The sequence below is a fragment of the Aeromonas sp. R9-2 genome (assembly GCF_040908025.1).
Lineage (GTDB): Bacteria > Pseudomonadota > Gammaproteobacteria > Enterobacterales > Aeromonadaceae > Aeromonas > Aeromonas veronii.
On record NZ_JBFOCX010000020.1, the window covers coordinates 109145 to 131113 of the forward strand.

At 62.7% G+C, this 21969-nt stretch carries 19 protein-coding genes; 8 read left to right on the forward strand and 11 right to left on the reverse strand.

Annotation, left to right across the window (positions count from 1 at the left end; genetic code table 11):
• Window positions 1–47: 47 nt before the first annotated feature.
• From AB5Y71_RS06505 to AB5Y71_RS06545, 9 genes are all read right to left on the reverse strand, one after another.
• Window positions 48–458 (reverse strand): DNA breaking-rejoining protein, encoded by a 411-nt coding sequence (locus AB5Y71_RS06505; protein WP_368171241.1) that lies wholly within the window; start codon window positions 456–458, stop codon window positions 48–50.
• A gap of 159 nt (window positions 459–617) precedes the next feature.
• The gene (locus AB5Y71_RS06510; protein WP_111900502.1) at window positions 618–1589 is read right to left on the reverse strand and encodes a formate dehydrogenase subunit gamma; all 972 of its coding nucleotides are present in this window, start codon (window positions 1587–1589) and stop codon (window positions 618–620) included.
• Window positions 1586–2245 carry a formate dehydrogenase FDH3 subunit beta gene (gene fdh3B / locus AB5Y71_RS06515; RefSeq protein ID WP_005353752.1) on the reverse strand — a complete coding sequence of 220 codons (660 nt, stop codon included), beginning with the start codon at window positions 2243–2245 and terminating at the stop codon, window positions 1586–1588. The genes AB5Y71_RS06510 and fdh3B overlap by 4 nt, the downstream gene beginning before the upstream one ends.
• Before the next feature lie 4 nt (window positions 2246–2249).
• Window positions 2250–5126 (reverse strand): formate dehydrogenase subunit alpha, encoded by a 2877-nt coding sequence (locus AB5Y71_RS06520; RefSeq protein ID WP_368171242.1) that lies wholly within the window; start codon window positions 5124–5126, stop codon window positions 2250–2252.
• 23 nt (window positions 5127–5149) lie between these two features.
• Complete coding sequence (locus AB5Y71_RS06525; protein WP_005347650.1) at window positions 5150–5353, reverse strand: transcriptional initiation protein Tat; 204 nt, start codon at window positions 5351–5353, stop codon at window positions 5150–5152.
• Between the two features lie 117 nt (window positions 5354–5470).
• On the reverse strand, window positions 5471–6088 hold the full coding sequence (locus AB5Y71_RS06530; protein ID WP_076491393.1) for a molecular chaperone: 618 nt from the start codon (window positions 6086–6088) through the stop codon (window positions 5471–5473).
• A gap of 9 nt (window positions 6089–6097) precedes the next feature.
• Entirely contained in the window at window positions 6098–7846 is a 1749-nt protein-coding gene (locus AB5Y71_RS06535) for a 4Fe-4S dicluster domain-containing protein (protein ID WP_368171243.1), read from the reverse strand.
• A 103-nt stretch (window positions 7847–7949) separates the two neighbouring features.
• Window positions 7950–8543: a DUF3306 domain-containing protein gene (locus tag AB5Y71_RS06540; RefSeq protein WP_368171244.1), complete on the reverse strand. Its 594-nt coding sequence runs from the start codon at window positions 8541–8543 to the stop codon at window positions 7950–7952.
• Window positions 8536–9090, reverse strand: a complete 555-nt coding sequence (locus AB5Y71_RS06545) for a DUF3305 domain-containing protein (protein WP_257124555.1) — start codon at window positions 9088–9090, stop codon at window positions 8536–8538. Before AB5Y71_RS06545 ends, AB5Y71_RS06540 begins: the two co-directional genes overlap by 8 nt.
• 1304 nt (window positions 9091–10394) lie before the next feature.
• Between AB5Y71_RS06545 and AB5Y71_RS06550 the strand changes: the two genes are divergently transcribed.
• Together AB5Y71_RS06550 and AB5Y71_RS06555 are read left to right on the forward strand one after the other, a co-directional pair.
• A complete protein-coding gene (locus AB5Y71_RS06550; protein ID WP_257124554.1) occupies window positions 10395–11252 on the forward strand; it encodes a formate dehydrogenase accessory sulfurtransferase FdhD in 858 nt (285 codons plus the stop codon).
• Between the two features lie 89 nt (window positions 11253–11341).
• Window positions 11342–12208: a helix-turn-helix transcriptional regulator gene (locus AB5Y71_RS06555; RefSeq protein ID WP_307896826.1), complete on the forward strand. Its 867-nt coding sequence runs from the start codon at window positions 11342–11344 to the stop codon at window positions 12206–12208.
• A gap of 80 nt (window positions 12209–12288) precedes the next feature.
• On the opposite strand, the gene AB5Y71_RS06560 is transcribed toward AB5Y71_RS06555, so the two are convergent.
• Window positions 12289–14391, reverse strand: a complete 2103-nt coding sequence (locus AB5Y71_RS06560; protein ID WP_368171245.1) for a cache domain-containing protein — start codon at window positions 14389–14391, stop codon at window positions 12289–12291.
• A 25-nt stretch (window positions 14392–14416) separates the two neighbouring features.
• Window positions 14417–15772, reverse strand: a complete 1356-nt coding sequence (locus tag AB5Y71_RS06565) for a sigma-54 dependent transcriptional regulator (RefSeq protein ID WP_058055711.1) — start codon at window positions 15770–15772, stop codon at window positions 14417–14419.
• Between the two features lie 255 nt (window positions 15773–16027).
• On the opposite strand from AB5Y71_RS06565, the gene AB5Y71_RS06570 reads away from it, so the two are divergent.
• The 6 genes from AB5Y71_RS06570 to AB5Y71_RS06595 all read left to right on the forward strand — a co-directional run bounded on the left by AB5Y71_RS06570 (window position 16028) and on the right by AB5Y71_RS06595 (window position 21943).
• Window positions 16028–16870, forward strand: a complete 843-nt coding sequence (locus AB5Y71_RS06570) for a substrate-binding domain-containing protein (RefSeq protein WP_368171246.1) — start codon at window positions 16028–16030, stop codon at window positions 16868–16870.
• A 129-nt stretch (window positions 16871–16999) separates the two neighbouring features.
• Entirely contained in the window at window positions 17000–17701 is a 702-nt protein-coding gene (locus AB5Y71_RS06575) for an ABC transporter permease (protein ID WP_019446238.1), read from the forward strand.
• A 34-nt stretch (window positions 17702–17735) separates the two neighbouring features.
• Window positions 17736–18431 (forward strand): energy-coupling factor ABC transporter ATP-binding protein, encoded by a 696-nt coding sequence (locus AB5Y71_RS06580; protein ID WP_019446237.1) that lies wholly within the window; start codon window positions 17736–17738, stop codon window positions 18429–18431.
• A complete protein-coding gene (mobA, locus tag AB5Y71_RS06585) occupies window positions 18403–19047 on the forward strand; it encodes a molybdenum cofactor guanylyltransferase MobA (RefSeq protein ID WP_245098841.1) in 645 nt (214 codons plus the stop codon). The genes AB5Y71_RS06580 and mobA overlap by 29 nt, the downstream gene beginning before the upstream one ends.
• Window positions 19044–20822: a bifunctional molybdopterin-guanine dinucleotide biosynthesis adaptor protein MobB/molybdopterin molybdotransferase MoeA gene (locus AB5Y71_RS06590; protein WP_368171247.1), complete on the forward strand. Its 1779-nt coding sequence runs from the start codon at window positions 19044–19046 to the stop codon at window positions 20820–20822. The genes mobA and AB5Y71_RS06590 overlap by 4 nt, the downstream gene beginning before the upstream one ends.
• 62 nt (window positions 20823–20884) lie before the next feature.
• Window positions 20885–21943 carry an FUSC family protein gene (locus tag AB5Y71_RS06595; protein WP_042054492.1) on the forward strand — a complete coding sequence of 353 codons (1059 nt, stop codon included), beginning with the start codon at window positions 20885–20887 and terminating at the stop codon, window positions 21941–21943.
• Window positions 21944–21969 lie beyond the last annotated feature (26 nt).

Below are 21969 nucleotides of genomic sequence, written 5' to 3' on the forward strand. Positions count from 1 at the left end.
CGGCCCTTTGTGGCCGCCACCTCTGTGATGCTTGTCAGCTGCAGGAATTAGCCGCTGATACCCACCTCCAGCTTGAACGGCGTCTTGGCCTTGCTGCTCTCGGCCGCCCCCATCTGGTAGACCCGAATGGTATAAGAGCCCTTGGCAGGCAGGGTTGCCTCAAAGTTGTTCCCGTCACGAGAGCCAACAAAGATCGCCTCCCCCTTGCTGCCCGGCGGCAGAATATTGAAGTAGGGCTTGCCGGTCAGGATCACCACCATGCTCTGGCCCTTGTTGGCCGTCAGCTTGTAATCGAGGGTCTGGCTACCCTGAATGGTGCCGTTGATAGTCGCCCCTGACTCCCCCTTCTTGAACTGCACCTGCTGGGTCTTGATCCCGTCAGCCGCCTGCGCCACGCCCGCAATACCACCGAAGAGCGCAGATGCACATACCGCTGCCAGCCATGCTTTTCTCATCATTTGTCATCCCTTGTGTGAATGGAACCCCTGTTACTCTTGCTCAAGGTGGCCCCAAAAACCATCGCCGTTTGCGGCATCGTTCAATCAATTTGCCATCACGATCGACCCGCCATCAAAAGGGGCGTCGTAGCGCCCCTTCTCTTTACTCTTTGTCGACCATCAGCTTGATTTGCCCGCCTTGGGCTCATCGAGGGTGTGCTTCACCTCTTCATACCAGAGGTCGTGGTGCTCCTTGGCCCAGGTCTCGTCCACCTCGCCGGTCACCATCCCCTCCAGCGCCCCTTCCAGCTGGAACAGACCCATGTAGATATGGAAGATAAAGCCGCAGATAAGGATCAGCGCTCCGACGATATGGATAAAGCTAGCCCACTCCATCTGACGGCGCAGCTGGCCGAAGATGGGGAAGTCGAGGAACAGCCCGGTCGCCACCACAATGCCGCCAAACCAGATCAGCAGCCAGAAGATCGCCTTCTCGCCACCGTTGGAGAAGCCCGCCGAGGGGTGACTCCCCTTGTGCTTGCCGAGCATGCCGCCAAACTTCATGAACCACTGCACATCCACCATGTTGACGATGTTGTGGCGGAACCACTTGATGAGCACCCCCATCAGGCAGAGGAAGAAGAGCGGCCCCACGTAGTTGTGGAACACCTTGGCAAACCAGATCCAGTTCTCCCACACCCCGAGGCTCACCACCGGCTTGATGAAGTACTTGCCGTAGATGATGGCCAGCCCCGACCCGGAGAGGGTCAGGAACATGGCCGCCGTGGTCCAGTGCAGCGCCCGATCCAGCCGGCTCCAGCGCTTGAGCTTGCGCCCGGTGCGCGGTTTGGAGAGCTTGGTCTGCCCCACGATCAGGTACATCAGACCGCACATGGCGAGCGACCCGAAGATAGCGATGGCACCGAGCGGCGACACCCACTTGGTCTTCACCTCGAACCAGAGCTGGCCCGGCACCGAGATCAGCACCCCGTGCTCCGGCGAGCGGGAGGTGGTCACCCCCTCCTGCCCATCCTTCACCGCCCGCCAATAATCGGCGCCGGCAAAGCCGACCGCCTCTTTCTGCGCATCAGCGAAGCCGGGCGCGCTGAACAGCAGCAAGGCCGTCAGCAGCGCTGTCAGCCAGTGTCTCATTGGCCATCCTCCTGCTTGCCAAGCTTGAGCCCCTTGCCTCTGCCATCGTGAGGTTTGCTGGCGTCGCGATAGAGCGCCTGTTCATCAGCCCCCCAAGCTGCGTGAGGAGCACCACGATAGGCAACCCGCTCGCGGAAGATATCGGAGATCACCTGCGCATCCCCCGCCAGCAGTGCCTTGGTGGAGCAGAGCTCGGCACACATGGGCAGCTTGCCCTCGGCGATGCGGTTGGCACCGTACTTCTGGCGCTCCGCTTCGCTGTGATCCTCTTCCGGGCCGCCGGCACAGAAGGTGCACTTGTCCATCTTGCCCCGATCGCCAAAGGCAGCGGTCTTCGGGAACTGGGGCGCCCCAAACGGGCAGGCAAACAGGCAGTAGCCGCAACCGATGCAGAGATCCTTGTTGTGCAGCACTATGCCGTCGTCGGTGTGATAGAAGCAGTCGGCGGGGCAAACCGCCATGCAGGGGGCGTCGGTGCAGTGCATGCAGGCGACCGAGATGGAGGTCTCCCCCGGTAGGCCGTCGTTGAGGGTCACCACCCGGCGGCGCTGGATGCCCCACTCCAGGGCATCGTCGTTCTCGTTCTTGCACGCCGTCACACAGCCGTTGCACTCGATGCAGCGCTTGGTGTCACACATGAATTTCATTCTGGCCATGGGATCAGGCTCCTACTTTGCGAAAACGGCACAGGGTGACCTTGGTCTCCTGCATCTGGGTGACCGGGTCATAACCATAGGTGGTGACTATGTTGACCGACTCCCCCAGCACATAGGGGTCAGACCCTTCCGGATATTTGGATCGCAGATCCTTGCCCTCGAAGTGGCCGCCGAAGTGGAACGGCATAAAGGCGAGCCCCGGCTTGACCCGCGGGGTCACCAGCGCCTTCACCTTGACCCGGCCCCCTTCCGGCCCCTCGACCCACACATCCTGACCGTCGCGCACGCCGACATCGTTGGCATCCGCCGGGTTCATCTCGACGAACATCTCCTGCTGCAATTCAGCCAGCCAGGGGTTGGAGCGGGTCTCGTCACCGCCCCCCTCGTACTCCACCAGACGGCCGGAGGTGAGGATGATCGGGAACTCCTTGCTGACGTCCTTCTCCTGCACCGAGGCGTACTGGGTCGGCAGGCGCCACAGGCTCTTCGAATCAGGCCAGGTGGCGTAGTCGGCCAGCAGATCCCGGCGCGGGGTGTAGAGCGGCTCGCGGTGCTTGGGCACCTGATCCGGGAAGGTCCACACTACGCAGCGCGCCTTGGCGTTGCCGTAGGGCACGAAGCCATGCTTGATGGCGACCCGCTGGATACCGCCGGAGAGATCGGTCTTCCAGTTCTTGCCCTCGGCCTCTTTCTTCTCGGCCTCGGTCAGCTCATCCCACCAGCCGAGCTGCTTCATCAGGTCGGCAGTGATCTCGGGATAGCCGTCTTCCACCTCGCTCCCCTTCGGCCAGGAGTCTTCGGCGAGCAGCGAGACGCCCTGATACTCGATGCCGAAGCGGGCGCGGAAACCACCGCCCCCTTCCGATACCGGAATGCTGGTGTCGTAGAGGATGTGGCTGCCGGGATGCTTCATCTCAGGGGTGCCCCAGCAGGGCCAGGGCAGACCATACACTTCGCCGCTGACCGGGCCGCCTTCGGCCTTGAGGTTGGTCTTGTGGAAGGTGTGCCAGTTCTGCTGGTGCGCCTTGAGCCGCTCTGGGCTCTGGCCTGTGTAACCCACGCTCCACATGCCGCGGTTGTATTCGCGGGTGATGTCTTCCAAGAGCGGCTCGTTGTTCTCCACCTTGATGTGCTTGAACAGCTCATCGGCAAAGCCGAGTTTCTTGCTCAACAGATACATGATTTCGTGGTCGACCTTGGATTCGAACAGGGGTTCTATCACCTTGTCGCGCCACTGCATGGAGCGGTTGGTGGCAGTGACGGAGCCATAGGTTTCGAACTGGGTGGTGGCCGGCAGCAGGTAGACGCCGTCGGTGCGATCGTTCATGACGGCGGCGACTGTGGGGTACGGGTCGACAATCACCATCATGTCGAGCTTTTGCATCGCCTTCTTCATCTCGGGGCCACGGGTCTGGGAGTTGACCGCATGGCCCCAGTAGAACATGGCGCGAATATTGGAGCCCTGCTCGATGAGATCGGCGTTCTCCAGCACACCATCAACCCAGCGGGAGACCGGAATGCCGTTATTGTTCATCGGCAACTTGCCGTTGTAGGCCTTGTTGTCGAAGCGGGCCTTGATCCACTCGTAATCGACGTCCCACACCCGGGCCCAGTGCTTCCAGGGGCCCTCTTCCAGCCCGTAGTAGCCGGGCAGAGAGTCGGAGGTGACGCCAAAGTCGGTGGCGCCCTGCACGTTGTCGTGACCGCGGAAGATGTTGGTGCCCGCCCCGCTCTTGCCCACGTTGCCGAGGGCCAGTTCGAGGATGCAGTATGCGCGGGTATTGTTGTTGCCTGTGGTGTGCTGGGTACCGCCCATGCACCAGACCACGCAGCCGGGGCGGTTGTCGGCCAGCAGTTTGGCGGCGCCATAGACCTGCTGTTCGTTGAGGCCGGTCACCCGCTCAACTTCCGCCGGAGTCCAGCGCGCCACCTCTTTTTGCACCTCGTCCATGCCGTAGACGCGGGTGCGGATGAACCCTTTATCTTCCCAACCGTTCTTGAAGATGTGCCAGAGCATGCCCCAGATAAAGGCGACGTCGGTGCCTGGGCGCAGGGAGAGGTACATGTCCGCCTTGGCGGCGGTGCGGGTGCGGCGCGGGTCGACCACCAGGATCTTGCAGCCGTTGCGCTCTTTCGCCAGCAGGATGTGCTGCATGGCGACCGGGTGGGCCTCCGCCGGGTTGGAGCCGATAAACATGATCGACTTACTGTTGTGCATGTCGTTCAGGCTGTTGGTCATGGCACCGTAGCCCCAGGTGTTGGCGACGCCAGCGACCGTGGTGGAGTGGCAGATGCGCGCCTGATGATCCACGTTGTTGGTGCCCCACAAGGACGCCATCTTGCGAAACAGGTAGGCCTGCTCGTTGGAGTGCTTGGCGGAGCCGAGCCAGTAGACGCTGTCGGGGCCGGACTCCTTGCGCAGGCGCAGCACTTCGTTGCCCACCTCTTCGATGGCCTGATCCCAGCTGATGCGCTGCCACTTGCCGCCCACCAGCTTCATCGGGTACTTGAGGCGACGCTCACCGTGGCCGTGCTCGCGCAGGGCCGCCCCCTTGGCGCAGTGACCGCCAAGGTTGAAGGGGTGATCGAAAGCCGGCTCCTGACCGGTCCAGACACCGTTCTGCACCTCGGCATAGACGCCGCAGCCCACCGAGCAGTGGGAGCAGATGGTGCGCTTCACCTCGACCGGCACCTCGGCTGCCACGGTTTTGGCCTCGGCCCGCTGCATCATGGCAGGTGCCAGCCAGCCAGCCGCCACGGCGCCACCGGCCACCAGACCGGAGTTGACCATAAAGGCGCGACGGGTCAGCCCCTGACCGCGAATGGCCTCATTACCCTGCTCGCCCGCCTGGGGCTGCTCGGCACGTTTTGTCAGTTTCATGAATTCTCCTTCACTGATCCGGCTCAGTCGGTGCCGCGCAGGGTGCGATAAAAGTCGTGAACATGGGGGGTCTCCCGATAGCCCTGATCAGGCTTGGTATCGTGGGTCAGCGCCTCTTTGCTCACCACCCGACCGGCAGCACCGGCCAGTACGCCTATGGTGGCGACCACGCCAACTCCCTTGATCAGATTGCGGCGGGACGGGTCTTTCAGCTGTTCATCGCTCATTCTTGTGACCTCTGTTTTTGTAATGTCCGGCGCCTGCGCGCCAGCTTCGCGTCCAATGGGATATCTCGTCTGTTCGTTTTGTTATGCGCAGCTCTTGTTATGCGCAGATAGGGGCGTTCAGCCCGGCACCACGCAGGCGCCAAACGGCAGGCGCAATTCGTTTTCCAGCTTGAAGAAATCTTCGGCAAGGGCGCCGACTGCCCGGTAGAAGCTGCCCCCTTTCGCCTGTTGCTGATCGCGGCAGCAGGCGAGTACCCAGGGGGCAAGGTGGCGCTCATAGAAGCGGTTGCGCTCCGGATGCTGCTCGCCAATCAGTACCGCCATCACCTCACAGAGGGCGGCGAGATGATCTTCCGGCTCGCACACTCCGCTCTGGCGCTCGAAACCCAGCGACTGCAGATCTGCCCGCAGCACCGCCAGCGGCAGCTCCATCAGGGAGCCAGTGAGATACCAGGAGGCAAACGGCACTATCTCCCCGCGCCCCAGCCCGATAAAGAGATCCTGATACTCCTCGGCAAGCTCGTTTTCGTGGTGGCTACTGGCCGCCAGCTGCACCAGCCCCAGCCCTCTGGCAAAGGGGCCCGGCATAGCCTGCAACCCTTGCAGCCAGGCGAGCTGTTCACCACGGGGGGCGGCGCGCCAGAGGCTTGCCAGCAGGGCGTAGAGATCGGCGCTGCTCTGTTCCAGTTCGGTCATGGTCAGTTCGCCAGCCTTTTCGTTATGTTGTTCACTCATCACTGGCCCTCACACCTTGAGCTGGGAGACGGGATCCGCCGCCAGCACAGCAAACACATCCTTGACCCGACAGTCCTCACACATCAGCAGCCGCTGGGCGGCCTCGTTCTGGAAGTGGGAGTGACCGGCCAGTTTTTGCTGGATGCGGCGGATCATCGAGGCGGGCGCAAACGGCTTGCCGCAACGAATGCAGCAGGCGGCCTCTTCGGCTTTCAGGCTCTGCACGGCGCGGCGCGCCTCGGGCACGGGTTGCAGGCGGGGCACCAGTACGATGGCCTGCTCGGGGCACGCCTTTTCGCACATGCCGCACTGGATGCAATCCTGCTCGATAAAGTTGAGACCCGGAGTGTGCCCCACCGCATGCAGGGCACGGCTCGGGCAGACCGCCACGCAACCCATGCAGAGGGTGCAGTCAGACTCTTTGAGTTCCACACTGCCGTAAGGGGCACCGTGGGGCACCGCCAGCGGCTCACGGCTCCCTTCGTTGGCCTGCCAGAGGGCGTCGAAGGCGGCAAACAGGTTTTCCCGTTTGTCCCCTTTGAGCGGCTTGTCCAGCAGGGCAAGGGCTGTCTGGCCGGAAACAGGCTCACCAGCATCTGCGTCAAACAGAGCAATGCGATCGGCAGCAAGCCCAGCGCCCGCCAAGAGCACGGCGGCGCTCGCCAGTTCCCGCTCAACCAGTGCACGGACGCTGGCGGGGGCATCGTCACCCAGCGCAATGCGCACCGCGCTAGCGCCATAGGCAAGGGCGGCGAACCAGCTCTCGATGCCTAAACTCGCGCTCTCCTCCACCCAGACCGGCAGCCAGTTGGCGGGCAGACGGGTGAGTTCGGCTTCCACCCATTCGCGCTCGCTTTCACCGGCGATCAGCAGCTGGGGCGCGTCGCCCCCCGCCTCGCGGTAGTGCTTGAGCAGGCGCAGCAGGTAGTCGCCGCTGGTGTTGGCATCGGGCTGATGATAGGCAATCGCCCCGGTCGGACAGGCAGAGGCACAGCTGCCAAAGCCCTGACAGAGATGGGGATCGATCTGAATGCGACCATTGATGGGCTTGAGGGCATCGGTCGGGCAGACATCGAGACAGCGGCTGCAACCGGGCACGCCGCGGGCGGTAAAGGCGCAGGCTTCGGGGTCGAGGCGAAAATAGCGCGGCTTGTCGAAAATACCGGTCAGTGCACAGAGCTCGGCGAGCCGTTCAGCCAGCCCATCGTCATCAGCCAGATGCAGATAACCGACCGGCGGGCGTTCCAGCGCAAAGAGCGGGACGCGGCCCAGATCGGCCACCAGATCGAAGCGTGGTTCGCGTGACTGTTCACTGACAGCAGCCACTTGGTGTGGAAAGCCTTGTTGTGGGAAGCAAAGCCCCGCCAGATTAACCCGCTCCCCCTGCCCATTGAGGCCGGTGAGCTGGAACTGGCCGAGATACCCTGTCAGGCTCGGTTCGCGCAGGGTCAGGGCTGCGAGGGATGCGGTGGCATCGAAAATGGTTTCGAGATCTGCCGCCTCGGCATCAAAAACGGATTCGGTCACCAGCAGGGTGGGTTTAACCCCGGCGGGCAGCAGGCTGGCGGCGCGGCGAATCCGATCCTCCGGGCCAACCAGCAGCAGGCGACCCTGACTCTGGTAAGAGACAGTGGCCGGGATCAGGTTGTCGGTCTTGACCGTATGCTGCAGGGCATAGGCGCGCGCGTTATGCGCGGCCGCCCCCGCCTCGCGGGCTAGATTTGGGGCCAGATTTGGCAATGTTTGTTCAGTGCTCACATACGCTCCTGTGCGCACCACCTCATGGGATGGGCGCTTGTTGGTAAGCCGAGAGAGCAAGAGGCGAGCCAACTCCCCCGGAAAAAAAGTGACTGACAGGGAGTCAGGATCCTGAGGGTTCCATTCCCCCACCTTTGGTTGGGACATTTTGTCCACCAGAGGAAACCAAAATGTCCCGATCGTCGGTGTGGGTTTGAGAATGGTTATCAGCCAGCTCGTCGGCGGCAGGTGCGCTGACAACCGCCACCGGTTCAGCAGACCCGCTGGCCGGGTTGGCCGATTCGCTCTCCGGGGCGATCACCTGATCCACCAGCCAGTTGCGCAGCCCGGCGGTCAGGGCTGCAGGCAGCAATTCGGGCTGGCTGAAATCCTGGGTGTAGTCGTCGAGCCCATCCGGCTTATGGCTGCGAAACATGGCCCGCAGCGCCTCCTTGTCGGGGAGTTTGGCCTTGCCAGGCTGAGCCGTTTTCAGCTGCGGTTCGCCACTCTCGGCCCCCTCAATGGCAAGGGGTTCACAGCTCCCCTTGTCAGTGCTGACTACGGGGCTATCAAGCGCAGTATCTGGAGTTTTAGCTTCATCACTGCCTTCGATGGGGGCAGCAACAGCCTCGGGGCTAACCTCTTCCCTCGGCTGCAATGCCTGATGCTTGCGCGCCTCACTCTTGCGCGACGACCAGCGCTTGAGGAACTCACTCATGGGCGCGATTTCCGCTGTCACTGCCACGCTCACGGCCATCGGGGCCAGTGGCTTTAACGGCGCCACAGCTGGCTTGATCTACCGTATCGACACCCAACTGATCCTGCGCCCGCCCCTTGCCCTTCTTGCCCTTGCGACGGGCCTCCAGCAGCTCGCCGTGGCGGCCGATAAAGGCCTCCACCCAGGCTTGCAGCGCCTCGGGCAGCGGGCAGGAGAGCACCTGCCGCTCGCCATCCATATAGGCGGCGGCCACGGTCTGGCTCAAGGTCAGGCCATCGGCCACAAAGCCATTGTCCACGCGGCTTCCGGTCACAAAGAGGCGGGGCGAGCCGGAGCTCAGATTGAAGCGATAATCCCCTCGCTCATCGCGAAACAGGGTAAGGGCCAAGGCACCGGCAGCCTCAGGCTCGGCGGGATGGAGCGCCGCAATCTCGAAACGGCGGCTCTGCCAGCGGCCAACCTGGCTGTCGATGGCCTTTAACTCCAGTTGCAGCCAGCGCTGCGGGGGCAAGGTATTGGTTGTCTCTTGCACTGTCACGGCTCCCATCAGAAGGTCTCTGCCGGGCCGCCCTCCCCCGTGATCCACCCTGTTCGGGGCGGATCACGGCAGGAGATTTATGGCGGCCACGACCATCAATGGGATAAGACTTAGCAAGAGTGGGGCCAAGGCCGGTTTGATGGCTGATGGGGGCTTTGATACGGGTTGGCGTGTCGTGCGGAGTATGGGTTGGCGCGGGCGTAGGTTGGCGCTAAGCGCAGCGAAGCCCAACATGCGAGATGAAACTTTAAGGGCTCAGCAAAAAATGTTCTTTCGCCGGGTTGAAACCCTACTCAACTGACCCCAGTTAGTTATGGCCGTGACTACCCGCGGCAAACAGGTAATTCAGGCGTCCCTCATATCTGAGAGTTTGAGATATGACGAGACGCAAGAGAACAAATCCCAAATTAAATGAAAGTAAGCATTCAAAATCTAAGTCTGAGAAAAATAATCACGGAAAAAATGACGGCAGAAACAATGTTTCATGGCCGCAAATCGTGAAATATGAACTCAAACGATGGGCTGTCCGTGAGGTCATTAGCTATCTCTGGCAGCAAATCAGAGACTCTTTATGAATGCTTAGGCTTTGCAGCCTGGCCGGTTACGAAGTCTCAACCAGAGGAGCGTTTATTGAATAAACAGTGACGCAAATGCTCAAATGCGCGAGCACACCGAACTGAAAATGAACAAGTGATTAACTACTTCAATTCAATGCAGTATCACGCTTGGTAACTAACGTCATGACAAATGTAATGTCGAATAATTGGTTAATAGCTGAGTTCTGATATCTGTTTAACTGGAGGAGACGCCAAATCTTCCAGTTGAGGTTAAGTCGACTGAAGCAGCGGTGGACTTATACGTAGGGTAGATTTTTACCAAAGAGACATGAGACTGGGATGGTAAATGGAACTAGTGGTCACCGACCGCTCTGGTAATCGAACTCCACTGAATCTCGATGAACTACATCGAGTTATGGATTTGATTATTCTAGACCTAGGGATTCCAAGTCCTTGGGGACTACAACATCAACATCCTGCGAAACCGCTGGGATGGTGGTTAGCCTATTTCCGAATTGTCAGTCTTGAAGGGAAGTTACGCCATGAAACGATACATGAGCCGCCTTTTCTCTTTGGTTTAGCAAAACTGCTTGAGGTATCGTCTGGGCAGGTTCGGCCACCTTAAAACATATTTGGATACTCACCTTTTTTGTATGTCACTTAGCTCTTCTTTTTCCCACCTCGTTCAAAAATAATCTGGAACAAAACTTGCTGTATCCCTCCCCTTAGATCCCGGCAACCGGTCGCGAGGGGCCCATGACACCGACCTTTATCAAAAGCAATGCTGCCGCCCAGCTCACCATGGCCGTCGAGGTGATGGATGAACAGGGCACAATGAACACCCGCCAAATCGCCTGTGAGCGACCACTGACTGTCTACCTCAACTGGAAGGAGATAGTAACCCTGATGACGCTGGGGGCCCGCCCCGAGGCGCTGGTGCTGGGTTATCTGAAAAATCAGGGCTTTATCGAGGATATCTCGGCCATCGAGTCGGTGATCGTCGACTGGGAGAGCGAGGCCGCCGCCGTGGTGAGCAGCCAGCAGGCCGCCGATCTCGACAAGTCGCTGGAGAAGAAGACGGTCACCTCCGGCTGCGGTCAGGGCACCATGTATGGCAGCGTGATGAAGAAGCTCGAAGGGGTGGTCTTGCCGGCGCCCGAGCTTAAACAGAGCACCCTCTACGCCCTGCTCAAGGCGCTGTCGGCCCATAACGAAACCTACAAGATGGCCGGTGCCGTCCATGGCTGCGCCATCTGTCGCGGCAGTGAAATCCTCTCCTTTGTCGAAGATGTGGGACGCCACAATGCGGTGGATACCCTGGCGGGCGAGCTCTGGATGCGCGGCGAGAGTGGCCACGACAAGATCTTCTACACCACCGGGCGGCTCACCTCGGAGATGGTGATCAAGGTGGCGCAGATGGGCATTCCGGTGCTGCTGTCGCGCTCCGGCGTCACCCAGATGGGGCTGGATCTGGCCCGCCAGCTCGGTATCACCATGATTGCCCGCGCCAAGGGGCGCCATTTCGAGGTATTCAGCGGTCACGACCATATGGTGCTGGACGAGAAGCCGCCGGTGCTGGCGCCCGGTTCAGCCAGTCGAGGGATGCGGGACTAGGCAATGAACGAATTTATGAGTGCCGAACAGATCGCTCTGTATCTCGACCACGCCACCACAGGGGTCAGGAACAAGTCATGAACGAGTTTATGAACGTCAAGCAGGTGGCGGAATACCTCGATCTCAACGAGAAGAAGGTCTACCAGCTCGCCAACGAGGCGCGCATCCCCGCCACCAAGGCGACCGGCAAGTGGCTGTTTCCCCGCTCCCTGCTCGACCGCTGGCTGCTCGGCAGTTGCCACGAGGGAGTGATGAACGACCGGCTGCTGCTGGCAGGCTCGGACGACGTGCTGCTCCACTACGCCAGCAGCCGCTTGGCCCAGCAGCTCGGCACCCAGGCACTGGTGGGCTACACCCCGTGCGGCACCCGACAGGGGCTGGCGATGCTGGCGCGCGGCCATGTGGATCTCTGCGCCATCCACTGGGGGCAGGCCGAGGAGGCGCACCTGCGCCACCCGGCGCTGGTGCAGCAGTATCAGGGCCACCGGCAATGGGTGATCGTTCATGGATTCAGGCGGGTGCAGGGGCTGGTGCTGCGGCAAGGGCTGCAACCCAAGGAGGCGAAAGAGGCGCTCGACTGGCGCTGGGCCATGCGTCAGGAAGGCGCTGGCAGCCAGCGCGCCCTGCAGGAGTGGCTGCAAACCCAGGGGGAGTTGCTGACCCGGCTGGAGCGCACCCTCGAGGTCAATAGCGAGCGGGAGCTGGCTGCCGCCATCAGCCGCGGCGATGCGGATGTCGGGCCCGGCGCCCAGAGCACCGCCACCGAGTTTGGCCTCGGCTTTATGCCGCTGTCGCAGGAGTGCTTCGATCTGGTGATGCCGCAGGGGGTCTTCTTTCGCACCCTGCTGCAACAGCTGATCGGCTGGCTGCAATCCCCCGAGGGGCGCGAGCTGGCGGCACGCCTCGGCGGCTATGACCTGACCCAAAGCGGCAAGCTGGTGTGGAGTCCGCAGTAAATAACCACTCACCCACCGACAAAACAGCCCGTCAACCATGTTGACGGGCTGTTTTTATCACGGGCCTTTTTATAACAGCATCAATCGCTTGTCTCACGCCCCTCGGCATTGAGGGCGATGCGCCACCCTTCCAGTTTCGCAGGCTCGCTACCGCTGGGCAGCAGGGCGTGGCTGCACAGCCGCACGGTAAAGCAGCTCCCCTGCCCCGGGGTGGAGTCCACCAAGAGCTCCCCGCCCCAGCGGCTGATGATGCGGTGGCTCAGGGCCAGCCCCAGCCCGGTGCCGGTGGCGCGGGTGGTGAAGAAGGGGTCGAAGATCTTGTCGATAATGGCCGCCTCGATGCCGCTGCCGTTGTCGATGACCCGCACCTCGGCCCCGCGCAACTGACCCAGTTCATCGACCCAGTCGCGGCTCTCGACCCGGATCTCCCCCTGCTCTCCCAGCGCGTGGCTGGCGTTGACCAAGAGGTTTATCAGCACCTGCAGCAGCTGCTGACGATCCGCCTCGATGGGCTGCTGGGCCCTGAGATCGGCCACCAGCTCCACCTGCTGCTGACGCAGGGCGGAGCGCACCAGCGTCAGGCTCTCCTCGATGATGGGATTGAGGTGCTGCCACACAGGTGCGGTCTCGTAATCGCCGGGGCGCGAATATTGCAGCAGGCTGCGGGTGATGGCGCGAATGCGCTCGATCTGTGCCAGCACCAGCGCCAGCTCCTCGCTGACCGGCTCGGCCGCCTCCCCCAGCTCCAGCTTCATCAGCTCCACATTGCCGAGGATCACCGCCAAGGGGTTGTTGATCTCGTGGGCCACCCCGGCAGAGAGCTCGCCGAGGGCCGCCAGCTTCTCGCTGATCAGCAGCTGCTGGCGCGCCTCGGTCAGCATATGAATATGATCTTCCAGCTCGGCAGTCTTGAGCTCGAGACTTTGGGTGCGCTCGGCCACCTTCTGCTCCAGCTCATCGGCACTGCGAGCCATCTGCTGCTGATGCGCTTCTTGCCTGTCCAGCATGGCGTCGAACTGGCGACCGAGCTGGGCCAGCTCGTGGTCAGGGTCGAGGGCCAGCGGGCCGATGCGAGCCGACTCCCCGGCCTGCACCTGCCGCACCACCTTGTGCATCCGCTCGATGGGGGAGAAGAGATCCCGCGCGCCGCGATAGACCAGCAGGCCGGAGAGCAGCAACAGCAGCACTACGCCGGAGCCCAGCTCCACCAGATTGGTGAGGTAGGTGCGGATGATGGGCCACTCGAGAAAGCCCACATAGAGCATGCCGAGCCGCTCGCCCCTGGCTCCCAAGAGCGGCTCGTAGCCCGAGACATACCAGGCGTCGTGGACGAAGGCGCGGTCAACCCACATCTCCCCCCGTCCCAGCACCTGATCGCGCACTGGCGGCGAGACCCGGGTGCCCACCGCCCGACCCACCTGACGGCTACTGCTGACCGGTACGTTGGTGCTCACCCGCAGATCGTCGAGAAACAGGGTGACGGTGCCAACGCTGCCATCCGGCAGGGTGTTTTTGGCAAACACCTGCCCCTTGAGCTCATCCACCAGCCGGGTGCTGCCGTTGACAAGCTCGCCCCCCTCCAGCACGGCCCAAAGGGAGCCGTCGCGGCCCATCACCGGCGTCAGTGAGAGGCTGATCAGCCCCCTGTTCTCCACCACCCTGGTGCCATCCCGCTGCCACAGCACGGCCCGCTTGGCCAGTTGCGGGGAGAGGGCGAGCATCTCCTGCTGCGACCAGACCACAAAGTGGCTGACGCTGCGTCCGGCCGTGAGGGCGGCGCGCTCCTGCGCCGTCAGCTGATCAAGCTCGGGGCCACGGCGCAAGCGTAGAAAATCGAGACCATAGTTGGCCGCCAGCGGCATCACCCAGTCATGCAGCTGATCCGGCGATTCCCGCAGCCGCAGCTGAAAAGCCCAGGCATCGCGCAGATGCTCGAGATGCTCGGTCTGGCGCTGCTGCTGCACCGTGATGGCGTGATGGGCCACCCCGAGATCGCTGCGCACCGTGGTGAGCAGGTTCTGCCAGCTGTAGGTGAGGGTCCAATAGAGGGTGAGCGCGATCATGCCCACCAGGGTGAGCATGATGGGTACCGAGGTGAGCAGCAGCAGGCGCCAGCGCACCTTGGTGCGCACGCAACGGGGCAACAGGGCGCGCATGCAGCGGGAGAGCAGGGTCAGTTTCATCGCCACCCCATCCGATCAGCCTTCCTCATTCGATGGCCCACTCCTTGAATTTGCGATCCAGCGTCTTGCGCGCCACCCCGAGCACCCGGGAGGCAGCCGACTTGTTGCCATCATGGCTGGCCACCACTTGCAGGATGTGGGCTTTTTCTACCTCCGCCAGCGGCCACGCCAGCGGGTAGCCCTCCTCGCTCGCGCCCTGTTCGGCAGGCTTGCTGCTCTGCCAGTAATCCGCCGGGGGCTTGCCCAGCAGCAGGCAGCGCTCGATGAGGTTGCGCAGCTCCCGCACGTTGCCGGGCCAGGGATAGGCCTGCATCGCCACCACATCCTCGTGGGTCCAGCTCAAGGAGCCCATCCCCATCTCGGCGGTGAGCTGGCGGGTAAAGTGGTGCACCAGCGCGGGGATATCGTCGATCCGCTCCCGCAGCGGGGCGACCGGCAGCGCCACCACGTTGAGGCGATAGAAGAGATCTTCGCGAAAGCGGCCCGCCTCCACCTCGGCCTTGAGGTTGCGGTTGGTGGCGGCGACGATGCGCACATCCACCGCCAATTCGCGCTCGGCCCCCACCGGGCGGATGGCCTTCTGCTCCAGCGCTCGCAGCAGGGAGGCCTGCATGGCGAGCGGCATCTCACCGATCTCGTCGAGAAACAGGGTGCCCTGATGGGCGACCCGAAACAGGCCGTCGCGCCCCTTGCGGGCGCCGGTAAAGGCCCCCTGCACGTGGCCAAACAGCTCGCTTTCCAGCAGCTCCGGCGCGATGGAGGCGCAGTTGAGGGGCACAAAGGCCCCCATCCGGCCGGAGAGTTGATGCAGGGCGCGGGCCACCAGCTCCTTGCCGGTGCCGGACTCCCCCTCCACCAATACGGCGGCATTGGAGGGGGCTACTCTGGCGATGAGCGTCTTGAGCTCGCGGGTCTTGGCACTGTCGCCAATCAGGGTGGGTGGGAACAGCTTGCTCACCTCCCGGCGCAGCAGCAGGTTCTCCCGCTCCATCTGACGGCGCTCGATGACTCTGTCCACCGCCTGCACCATCTGATCGAGGTTGAAGGGCTTGAGGATAAAGTCGCTGGCGCCGAGGCGCAGCGCCTTGAGGGCGGTCTCCATATCGCCAAAACCGGTCATGAAGATGATGTCGCTGCGGCGGGTGGCCGGGTCGATGGCCTCGTGCCACTCGATGCCGGAGCGCCCCGGCAGCCGGATGTCGGCGATGATAAGGTCAAAGTGAAGGCGGCAGCGCAGGGCTTCCGCCTCCTCCACGCTGGCGGCAGTCTCAATCTGGGCAAAACGCTTGGCCAGCGCCTTGGCCAGAAAGCTGCGCATGCCGGGCTCATCGTCAACGATAAGCAGGGAGAGGGCAGACCAGCGGCTGGGAGGGAGTGTCATGGAAAAAAGTACCTCGGATGCACGTACGGTCGGTGAATGTCCCGATAACCGGAACCTTAGTGGGACATTTTGTCCTTACCGTATCAAAAGCACCAACACCAATTATTAAAAGCGATAACAAGCTCACCTAATTGATTCTAATAAGCTTATGTTTTTAAACGGCAAACCGTGAATGCAGCGGCAAAGGAACAGTTTGGCACCCTGCTTGCTTACTCTTGCCCTCTCCTCAGCCACCCTGAAAAAAGTTGCATCACGATGACGATAAAAACCAGCCTCAAACGTTTTGCCCTCTCCCTCGCTACCAGCCTGCTGATCGCCGGTGCGGCCCACGCCGAAGCGGATACTAATGCCACAAAAGCGCCGATCCGCCTCGCCACCACCACCAGCACCGAGCAGTCCGGTCTGCTGGGCTGGTTGCTGCCCCAGTTCACCAAGGAGACCGGTTATCCGGTGCAGGTGATGGCGGCCGGTACCGGCCAGAGCCTGAAGATGGGCGAGAACGGCGACGCGGATCTGGTGATGACCCACGCCCCCTCTGCCGAGAAGAAGTTCGTCGATGCGGGCTTTGGCATCGAGCCGGTGCACCTGATGTACAACGACTTTGTTATCGTCGGCCCGGCGAAAGACCCGGCGGGTCTGGCCAAGCTGCACGACGCGGCCAAGGGGCTGCAAGCCATCAAGGAGCAGGGCCAGACCTTTATCTCCCGCGGTGACGAGTCCGGTACCCACATCAAGGAGAAGACCCTGTGGCAAGCCGCTGACGTCAAACCCGAGTTTGCCGGTTACAAATCCATCGGCCAGGGGATGGGCCCGACCCTGACCATGGCCTCGGAGCTGGGTGCCTACACCCTGACCGACCGCGGCACCTGGCTCGCCTACCAGAGCAAGCTGGATCTCGCCGTACTGCTGGAGGGTGACAAGCGCCTGTTCAACCCCTATCAGGTGATCCTGGTCAACCCCAAGCGCTACACGGATCTCAACACCGAAGGGGCCCGCACCCTCAAGAACTGGCTGATCTCCGAGCATGGCCAGAAGCTGATCGGCGACTTCAAGGTGGCGGGTCAGGCGCTGTTTGTAGCGGATGCCAACGGGAAATAATGGCAACCCTGACCCCTGCGATGAGGTTGATGGCCCTCCCCCGGTTCGCTGAGGGAGTCGCCTGATGCAGACTCTGATCGACACGACCGTATTGACGGCCCTCGCCCTGCACGATGAGAGAGAGGCGTCATGCCTACCTTGATCGATACCACGCTGGCTGCCCTCGCCCTGCTGTTCAGTGGTGACACTGAACTGTGGCAGGTGGTGGGGGTCTCCTTCTCCGTCTCCTGCATCGCCCTGCTGCTGGTGCTGCTGCCCGCCTTGCTGCTGGGCTTTGCCCTGGCCTATCTGCCGCTGCCCGGCCGCTGGCTCTGGCTCTCCTGCATCAATACCCTGCAATCGGTGCCGACCGTGGTGATTGGCCTCTTGCTCTACATGCTGCTGTCGCGGGCTGGCCCCTTTGGCGACTGGAAGCTGCTCTTTACCCAGCAGGCGATGGTGGTGGGGCAGATGCTGATCGCCTTCCCGGTGATCGCCACCATGGCTCACGCGGCGTTTGTCCAGAGTGACCGGCGCGCCTGGGAGACCGCCCTGACCCTGGGGGTCTCCTGGCCCAAGGCGCTGATCGGCCTGATGCACGAGTGCCGCTTTGGCCTGCTGGCCGCCATCATCGGCGCCTTCAGCCGCATCGTCACCGAGGTGGGCTGCTCCATGATGGTGGGGGGCAATATCCTGCACTTCACCCGCAATATCCCCACCGCCATCGCGCTGGAGACCCAGAAAGGGGCCTTCACCCAGGGGGTGGCCCTCGGCATAGTGCTGCTCACCCTCGCCCTGTTGCTCAACCTGCTGCTGACCGCCTGTCGCGGCCACAGCTATCTGAAGAACTGACCATGCCCCCACTGTGTATCAACAGGAGTACCCCATGGCCCTGACCGCCCACCAGCTAACGATGCGCTTTGGCGAGCGCCAGCTGTTCGAGATTGACCGGCTCGCCATCGCACCGGGGGATGCCATCTGGCTGCACGGAGCCAACGGGGTGGGCAAGACCACCTTGCTCAAGATCCTGGCGGGGCTGCTGGCCCCCACCCGCGGCCACACCAATCTGCCGGGGCGCTGGCAACAACGGCTCAACCGGCTGCTCAAGCGGGATCTGGGGCCGGGCAGGGTTACCTATCTGCACCAGACCCCCTATCTGTTCGATCGCACGGTGCACGACAACGTGGCTTGGGCGCTCGATAAACAGCTCGGCAGCGAGATCCGGGTGTTCGAGGCGCTGCGCCGGGTCGAGCTGGAGGGGCTGGCACGGGAGCACATCAGCATTCTCTCGGGTGGCGAACGGCAACGGCTGGCGATGGCACGCGCCTGGGCGCTGCAACCTGCCTTTCTGCTGATGGATGAGCCCACCGCCAATCTCGACACACATTCGGTTGCCCTGATGGCCGCATTGGCGCAAGATCTGCGGGAACATGGCAGCGGCCTGGTCGTCATCAGCCACCAGAGCAACGCATTGACCTCCCTGTGCGAGCGGCAATGGACCCTCGCCCGTGGCCAGCTGCAAGAGACGACCCCTTTAAAAATCATCGAGCGACATGACTTCAAAAAGCGACAGCCACTCTGATCCCGTTGCCGTATCAGCAGTGATCCTGGCAGGAGGCCGCGCCACCCGCATGGGGGGCGAAGACAAGGGATGGGTAGCACTGGCGGGACGCCCTCTTATCGACCATGTTTTGGCGCGCCTGCGCCCCCAGGTGGATGAGGTGCTGATCAACGCCAACCGCAGTCAGGCCCGCTATCAGGCGCTGGCCCCGGTCATCAGCGATGACAACAACGACTATCTCGGCCCGCTGGCGGGCATGCAGGCAGGTCTTGCCGCCGCCCGTCATGACTGGGTGCTGTTTGTCCCCTGCGACGGCCCCGCCCTGCCGCTGGATCTGATGAGCCGCTTTCGCGCCGCCCTGACCCCACAGACCGAGCTGGTAGTGGCCCACGACGGCGACTGGTTGCAACCCGTGGTCGCCCTGCTGCACAAATCCCTGCTCCCCTCCCTCACCGCCGCACTGGCAGAGGGAGAGCGCAAAATCGATATCTGGTTTGCCCGCCACAACATGGTGGTGGTGAGCTTTGCCGATCAGCCGGATGCCTTTATCAATCTCAACAGCCCTGCCGAGCTGGCCGCCTACGAGGCCCGTCTGCTTGCCCCGGCTATCGACCCCCAACAAGGAGTCACCTCATGACCCCGGCCCCCACTCTTCCCCTGCTCGGCTTCGCCGCCTGGAGCGGCACCGGCAAGACCACCTTGCTGGAGCAGTTGATCCCCCTGCTGGTGGATCGTGGCCTGCGCATCGGGGTGCTCAAACATGCCCACCACGACTTTGATATCGACCAGCCGGGCAAAGACAGCTATCGCCTGCGCAAGGCGGGTGCCCAGCAGATGATGGTTGCCTCCCGCCGTCGTCATGCTCGCATTACTGAAACAACGCACGGCGAAACGGAACTGGCCGAAGCCGATTTTCGCCAGCTGCTGGCCAGCTTCGATCAGACAGAGCTCGATTTGCTCTTGGTCGAGGGGTTCAAGCACGAACACTTCCCGAAAATCGAGCTGCACCGCGCCGAGATTGGCAAGCCGCTGCTCTTCCCCGAAGACAGCGACATCATAGCGCTGGCCAGCGATCAGCCCCCACAGAGTGGCGAACAACAGCAGACAAGCCTGCCCCGACTCGATATCAACGATCTGGCGGCTATCGCCGACTTCGTCTGCCGCTGGCTTGACGGCTGCCAGAGCAAGGAGCCGGAGGCGGGCAAGGGCTTTCTCTCGGTCGAGGCGGCCCGCAATGCCATTCTGGCGGCCCTCACCCCGAGCACGGCCTGCAGCGACAAACCGCTGGCCCAGTGCCACGGCGCCGTGCTGGCCGCCGATCTGATAAGCCCCATCAATGTGCCGCCCCACGCCAACTCGGCGATGGACGGCATTGGCCTGCGCAGCGACGATCTCGCCACCGGTCGCTGGCAACTGGTGGGTGAAGTGCTGGCGGGCCAGCAGCGCCATGAGCCGGTGCTGGCCGGTCAGGCGGTGCAGATCATGACCGGCGCCCCGCTCCCCCCCGGTGTCGATACCGTGGTGATGCGGGAAGAGACCCATATTGAGGGTGAGTGGGTCACGGTCACCGCCCCCGTTCGCGCAGGGCAGAACGTGCGTCAGGCCGGTGAAGATCTGGCCAAAGGTGCGGTCGCCATCCCGGCTGGTACCCGACTCGCAGCCCCCCAGCTGGGGCTGGCGGCATCACTCGGTCAAGCCAGTCTCACGGTGCGCACCCCGCTGAAAGTGGCGCTGTTCAGTACTGGCGACGAGGTGCAGGCGCCGGGCGAGCAGCTCGCCCCCGGCCACATCTTCGACAGCAATCGCTTCACCCTGATGGCCCTTATCCGCGCCGCCGGTTGCGAGGTGATGGACCTTGACATCATTCCCGATGACAAGACCATTCTGCGCCAGCAGCTGGAGCAGGCCGCCGCCAGCGCCGATCTGGTGCTGAGCTCCGGCGGGGTCTCGGTAGGCAACGCCGACTTTATCAAGCTGGTGCTGGCAGAGCTCGGCCAGCTCGATTTCTGGCGCATCCAGATGCGGCCGGGTCGCCCGCTCGCCTTTGGCAAGCTGGGGCAGACCCCCTTCTTCGGCCTGCCGGGGAATCCGGTGGCTGCCATGGTCTGCTTCCTGCAATTTGTCGAGCCAGCCATCGCCCGCTTGCAAGGCAAGCGGTGGCAGCCGCTGCGCCTCTCGGCACTGGCAGACGAGAAGATGAAGAGCCGCCCGGGGCGCACCGAGTTTCTGCGCGGTATCTTCCATCAGGACCGTAACGGCCAGCTGCGGGTACGCACCACGGGGCCACAGGGCTCGGGTATTCTGAGCTCTATGGCCGATGCCAACTGCCTGATTGAAATCGTACCGGATCAACCCGGGATCGCCGTTGGCGAGCGGGTCTGGATCCACCCCCTGCAGGGACGACTGGCCTAAATCCCGACGGGGCGTCGGCCGGATGCACGGCACCCCGTCACCCACCTGACAGGAGGCAGACCGTGCGTCTTGATGCCCCCCTCTCCCGACTCGATCTGCTGGTCTATGGCCGCTACCGAATCGTCCATGGCCTGCGCATTGCGCTCGCTTTTATGCTCACCTTTCTGCTGACCCGCGAGCTGAAACTGCCGGAGAGCACCTGGCCGCTGATAACCTTGGTGGTGGTGATGGGCCCCATCTCGTTCTGGGGCAATGTACTCTCCCGTGCCCTGCAGCGGGTGGTGGGCACCATCTTCGGCGCCAGTTGCGGGGTCGTGGCGCTCTATCTCGAGATCTACTCGCTACCGCTTACCCTGATCTGGTGCGGCTGCATAATGTTCCTCTGCGGCTATCTGGCCCTCGGCAAGCGCCCCTATGTGGGGCTGCTGATCGGTATCACCCTGGGGGTTACCATGGGGGCCATGCCGGGGGATATAGAGACGGCGCTGTGGCGCAGTGCCGACGTGATACTGGGCTCCCTGCTGGCGCTGCTCTTTTGCAGCATCTATCCCCAGCGGGCCTACAGCCACTGGCGGCTGCAACTGCACCAGATCCTGCAGCAGTCGGGGCGGCTCTATCACACTCACCTCTCCCCCAATGTGCTGGAGCGCCCGCGCCTCAAGCACAATCTCTCCCAGCTGTTGGCACAGACCGGCAAACTGCGGGCCCTGCTGGCACCGGCGGCCAAGGAGACGCGCCACAGCGTCGCCCTGTTTGATGCGGTGCAGGTCACCATGCGCAACACCCTCTGCACTCTTGAGATGCTGGCCAACACCTACTGGAACGATCGGGAGAGCCACTTCCTAATGCAGAGCACGGCTGCGCTGCAAGCCTGCCATCTGGCCACCGAGGAGGCGATCAACCAGCTTGCCCTGATGATGCAAACCGGTGACGGGCGTGGCGCGGATGCCGCCATCGCCCGCCTGCACGAGGTAGCAACCCAGGTATCGCTGCCGCCCAACGCAGAGGCAGCCATCAATGGTTACCTCTGGCTCAACGTCCAGCTGACCGAGCAGCTCACCCACCTGCGCCGCCTGCTGGGGCTGATCCTCACCCCGCCCCATCGCAAGCAGCCGGACTAGACCCAATGCAAAACGCCCCGCAGTTG

Coding starts and splice junctions, on each gene's coding strand:
- AB5Y71_RS06505 (WP_368171241.1), bottom strand. CDS start 458: ATGATGAGAAAAGCATGGCTGGCAGCGGTATGTGCATCTGCGCTCTTC.
- AB5Y71_RS06510 (WP_111900502.1), bottom strand. CDS start 1,589: ATGAGACACTGGCTGACAGCGCTGCTGACGGCCTTGCTGCTGTTCAGC.
- fdh3B (WP_005353752.1), bottom strand. CDS start 2,245: ATGGCCAGAATGAAATTCATGTGTGACACCAAGCGCTGCATCGAGTGC.
- AB5Y71_RS06520 (WP_368171242.1), bottom strand. CDS start 5,126: ATGAAACTGACAAAACGTGCCGAGCAGCCCCAGGCGGGCGAGCAGGGT.
- AB5Y71_RS06525 (WP_005347650.1), bottom strand. CDS start 5,353: ATGAGCGATGAACAGCTGAAAGACCCGTCCCGCCGCAATCTGATCAAG.
- AB5Y71_RS06530 (WP_076491393.1), bottom strand. CDS start 6,088: ATGAGTGAACAACATAACGAAAAGGCTGGCGAACTGACCATGACCGAA.
- AB5Y71_RS06540 (WP_368171244.1), bottom strand. CDS start 8,543: ATGAGTGAGTTCCTCAAGCGCTGGTCGTCGCGCAAGAGTGAGGCGCGC.
- AB5Y71_RS06545 (WP_257124555.1), bottom strand. CDS start 9,090: ATGGGAGCCGTGACAGTGCAAGAGACAACCAATACCTTGCCCCCGCAG.
- AB5Y71_RS06550 (WP_257124554.1), top strand. CDS start 10,395: ATGACACCGACCTTTATCAAAAGCAATGCTGCCGCCCAGCTCACCATG.
- AB5Y71_RS06555 (WP_307896826.1), top strand. CDS start 11,342: ATGAACGTCAAGCAGGTGGCGGAATACCTCGATCTCAACGAGAAGAAG.
- AB5Y71_RS06560 (WP_368171245.1), bottom strand. CDS start 14,391: ATGAAACTGACCCTGCTCTCCCGCTGCATGCGCGCCCTGTTGCCCCGT.
- AB5Y71_RS06565 (WP_058055711.1), bottom strand. CDS start 15,772: ATGACACTCCCTCCCAGCCGCTGGTCTGCCCTCTCCCTGCTTATCGTT.
- AB5Y71_RS06570 (WP_368171246.1), top strand. CDS start 16,028: ATGACGATAAAAACCAGCCTCAAACGTTTTGCCCTCTCCCTCGCTACC.
- AB5Y71_RS06575 (WP_019446238.1), top strand. CDS start 17,000: ATGCCTACCTTGATCGATACCACGCTGGCTGCCCTCGCCCTGCTGTTC.
- AB5Y71_RS06580 (WP_019446237.1), top strand. CDS start 17,736: ATGGCCCTGACCGCCCACCAGCTAACGATGCGCTTTGGCGAGCGCCAG.
- mobA (WP_245098841.1), top strand. CDS start 18,403: ATGACTTCAAAAAGCGACAGCCACTCTGATCCCGTTGCCGTATCAGCA.
- AB5Y71_RS06590 (WP_368171247.1), top strand. CDS start 19,044: ATGACCCCGGCCCCCACTCTTCCCCTGCTCGGCTTCGCCGCCTGGAGC.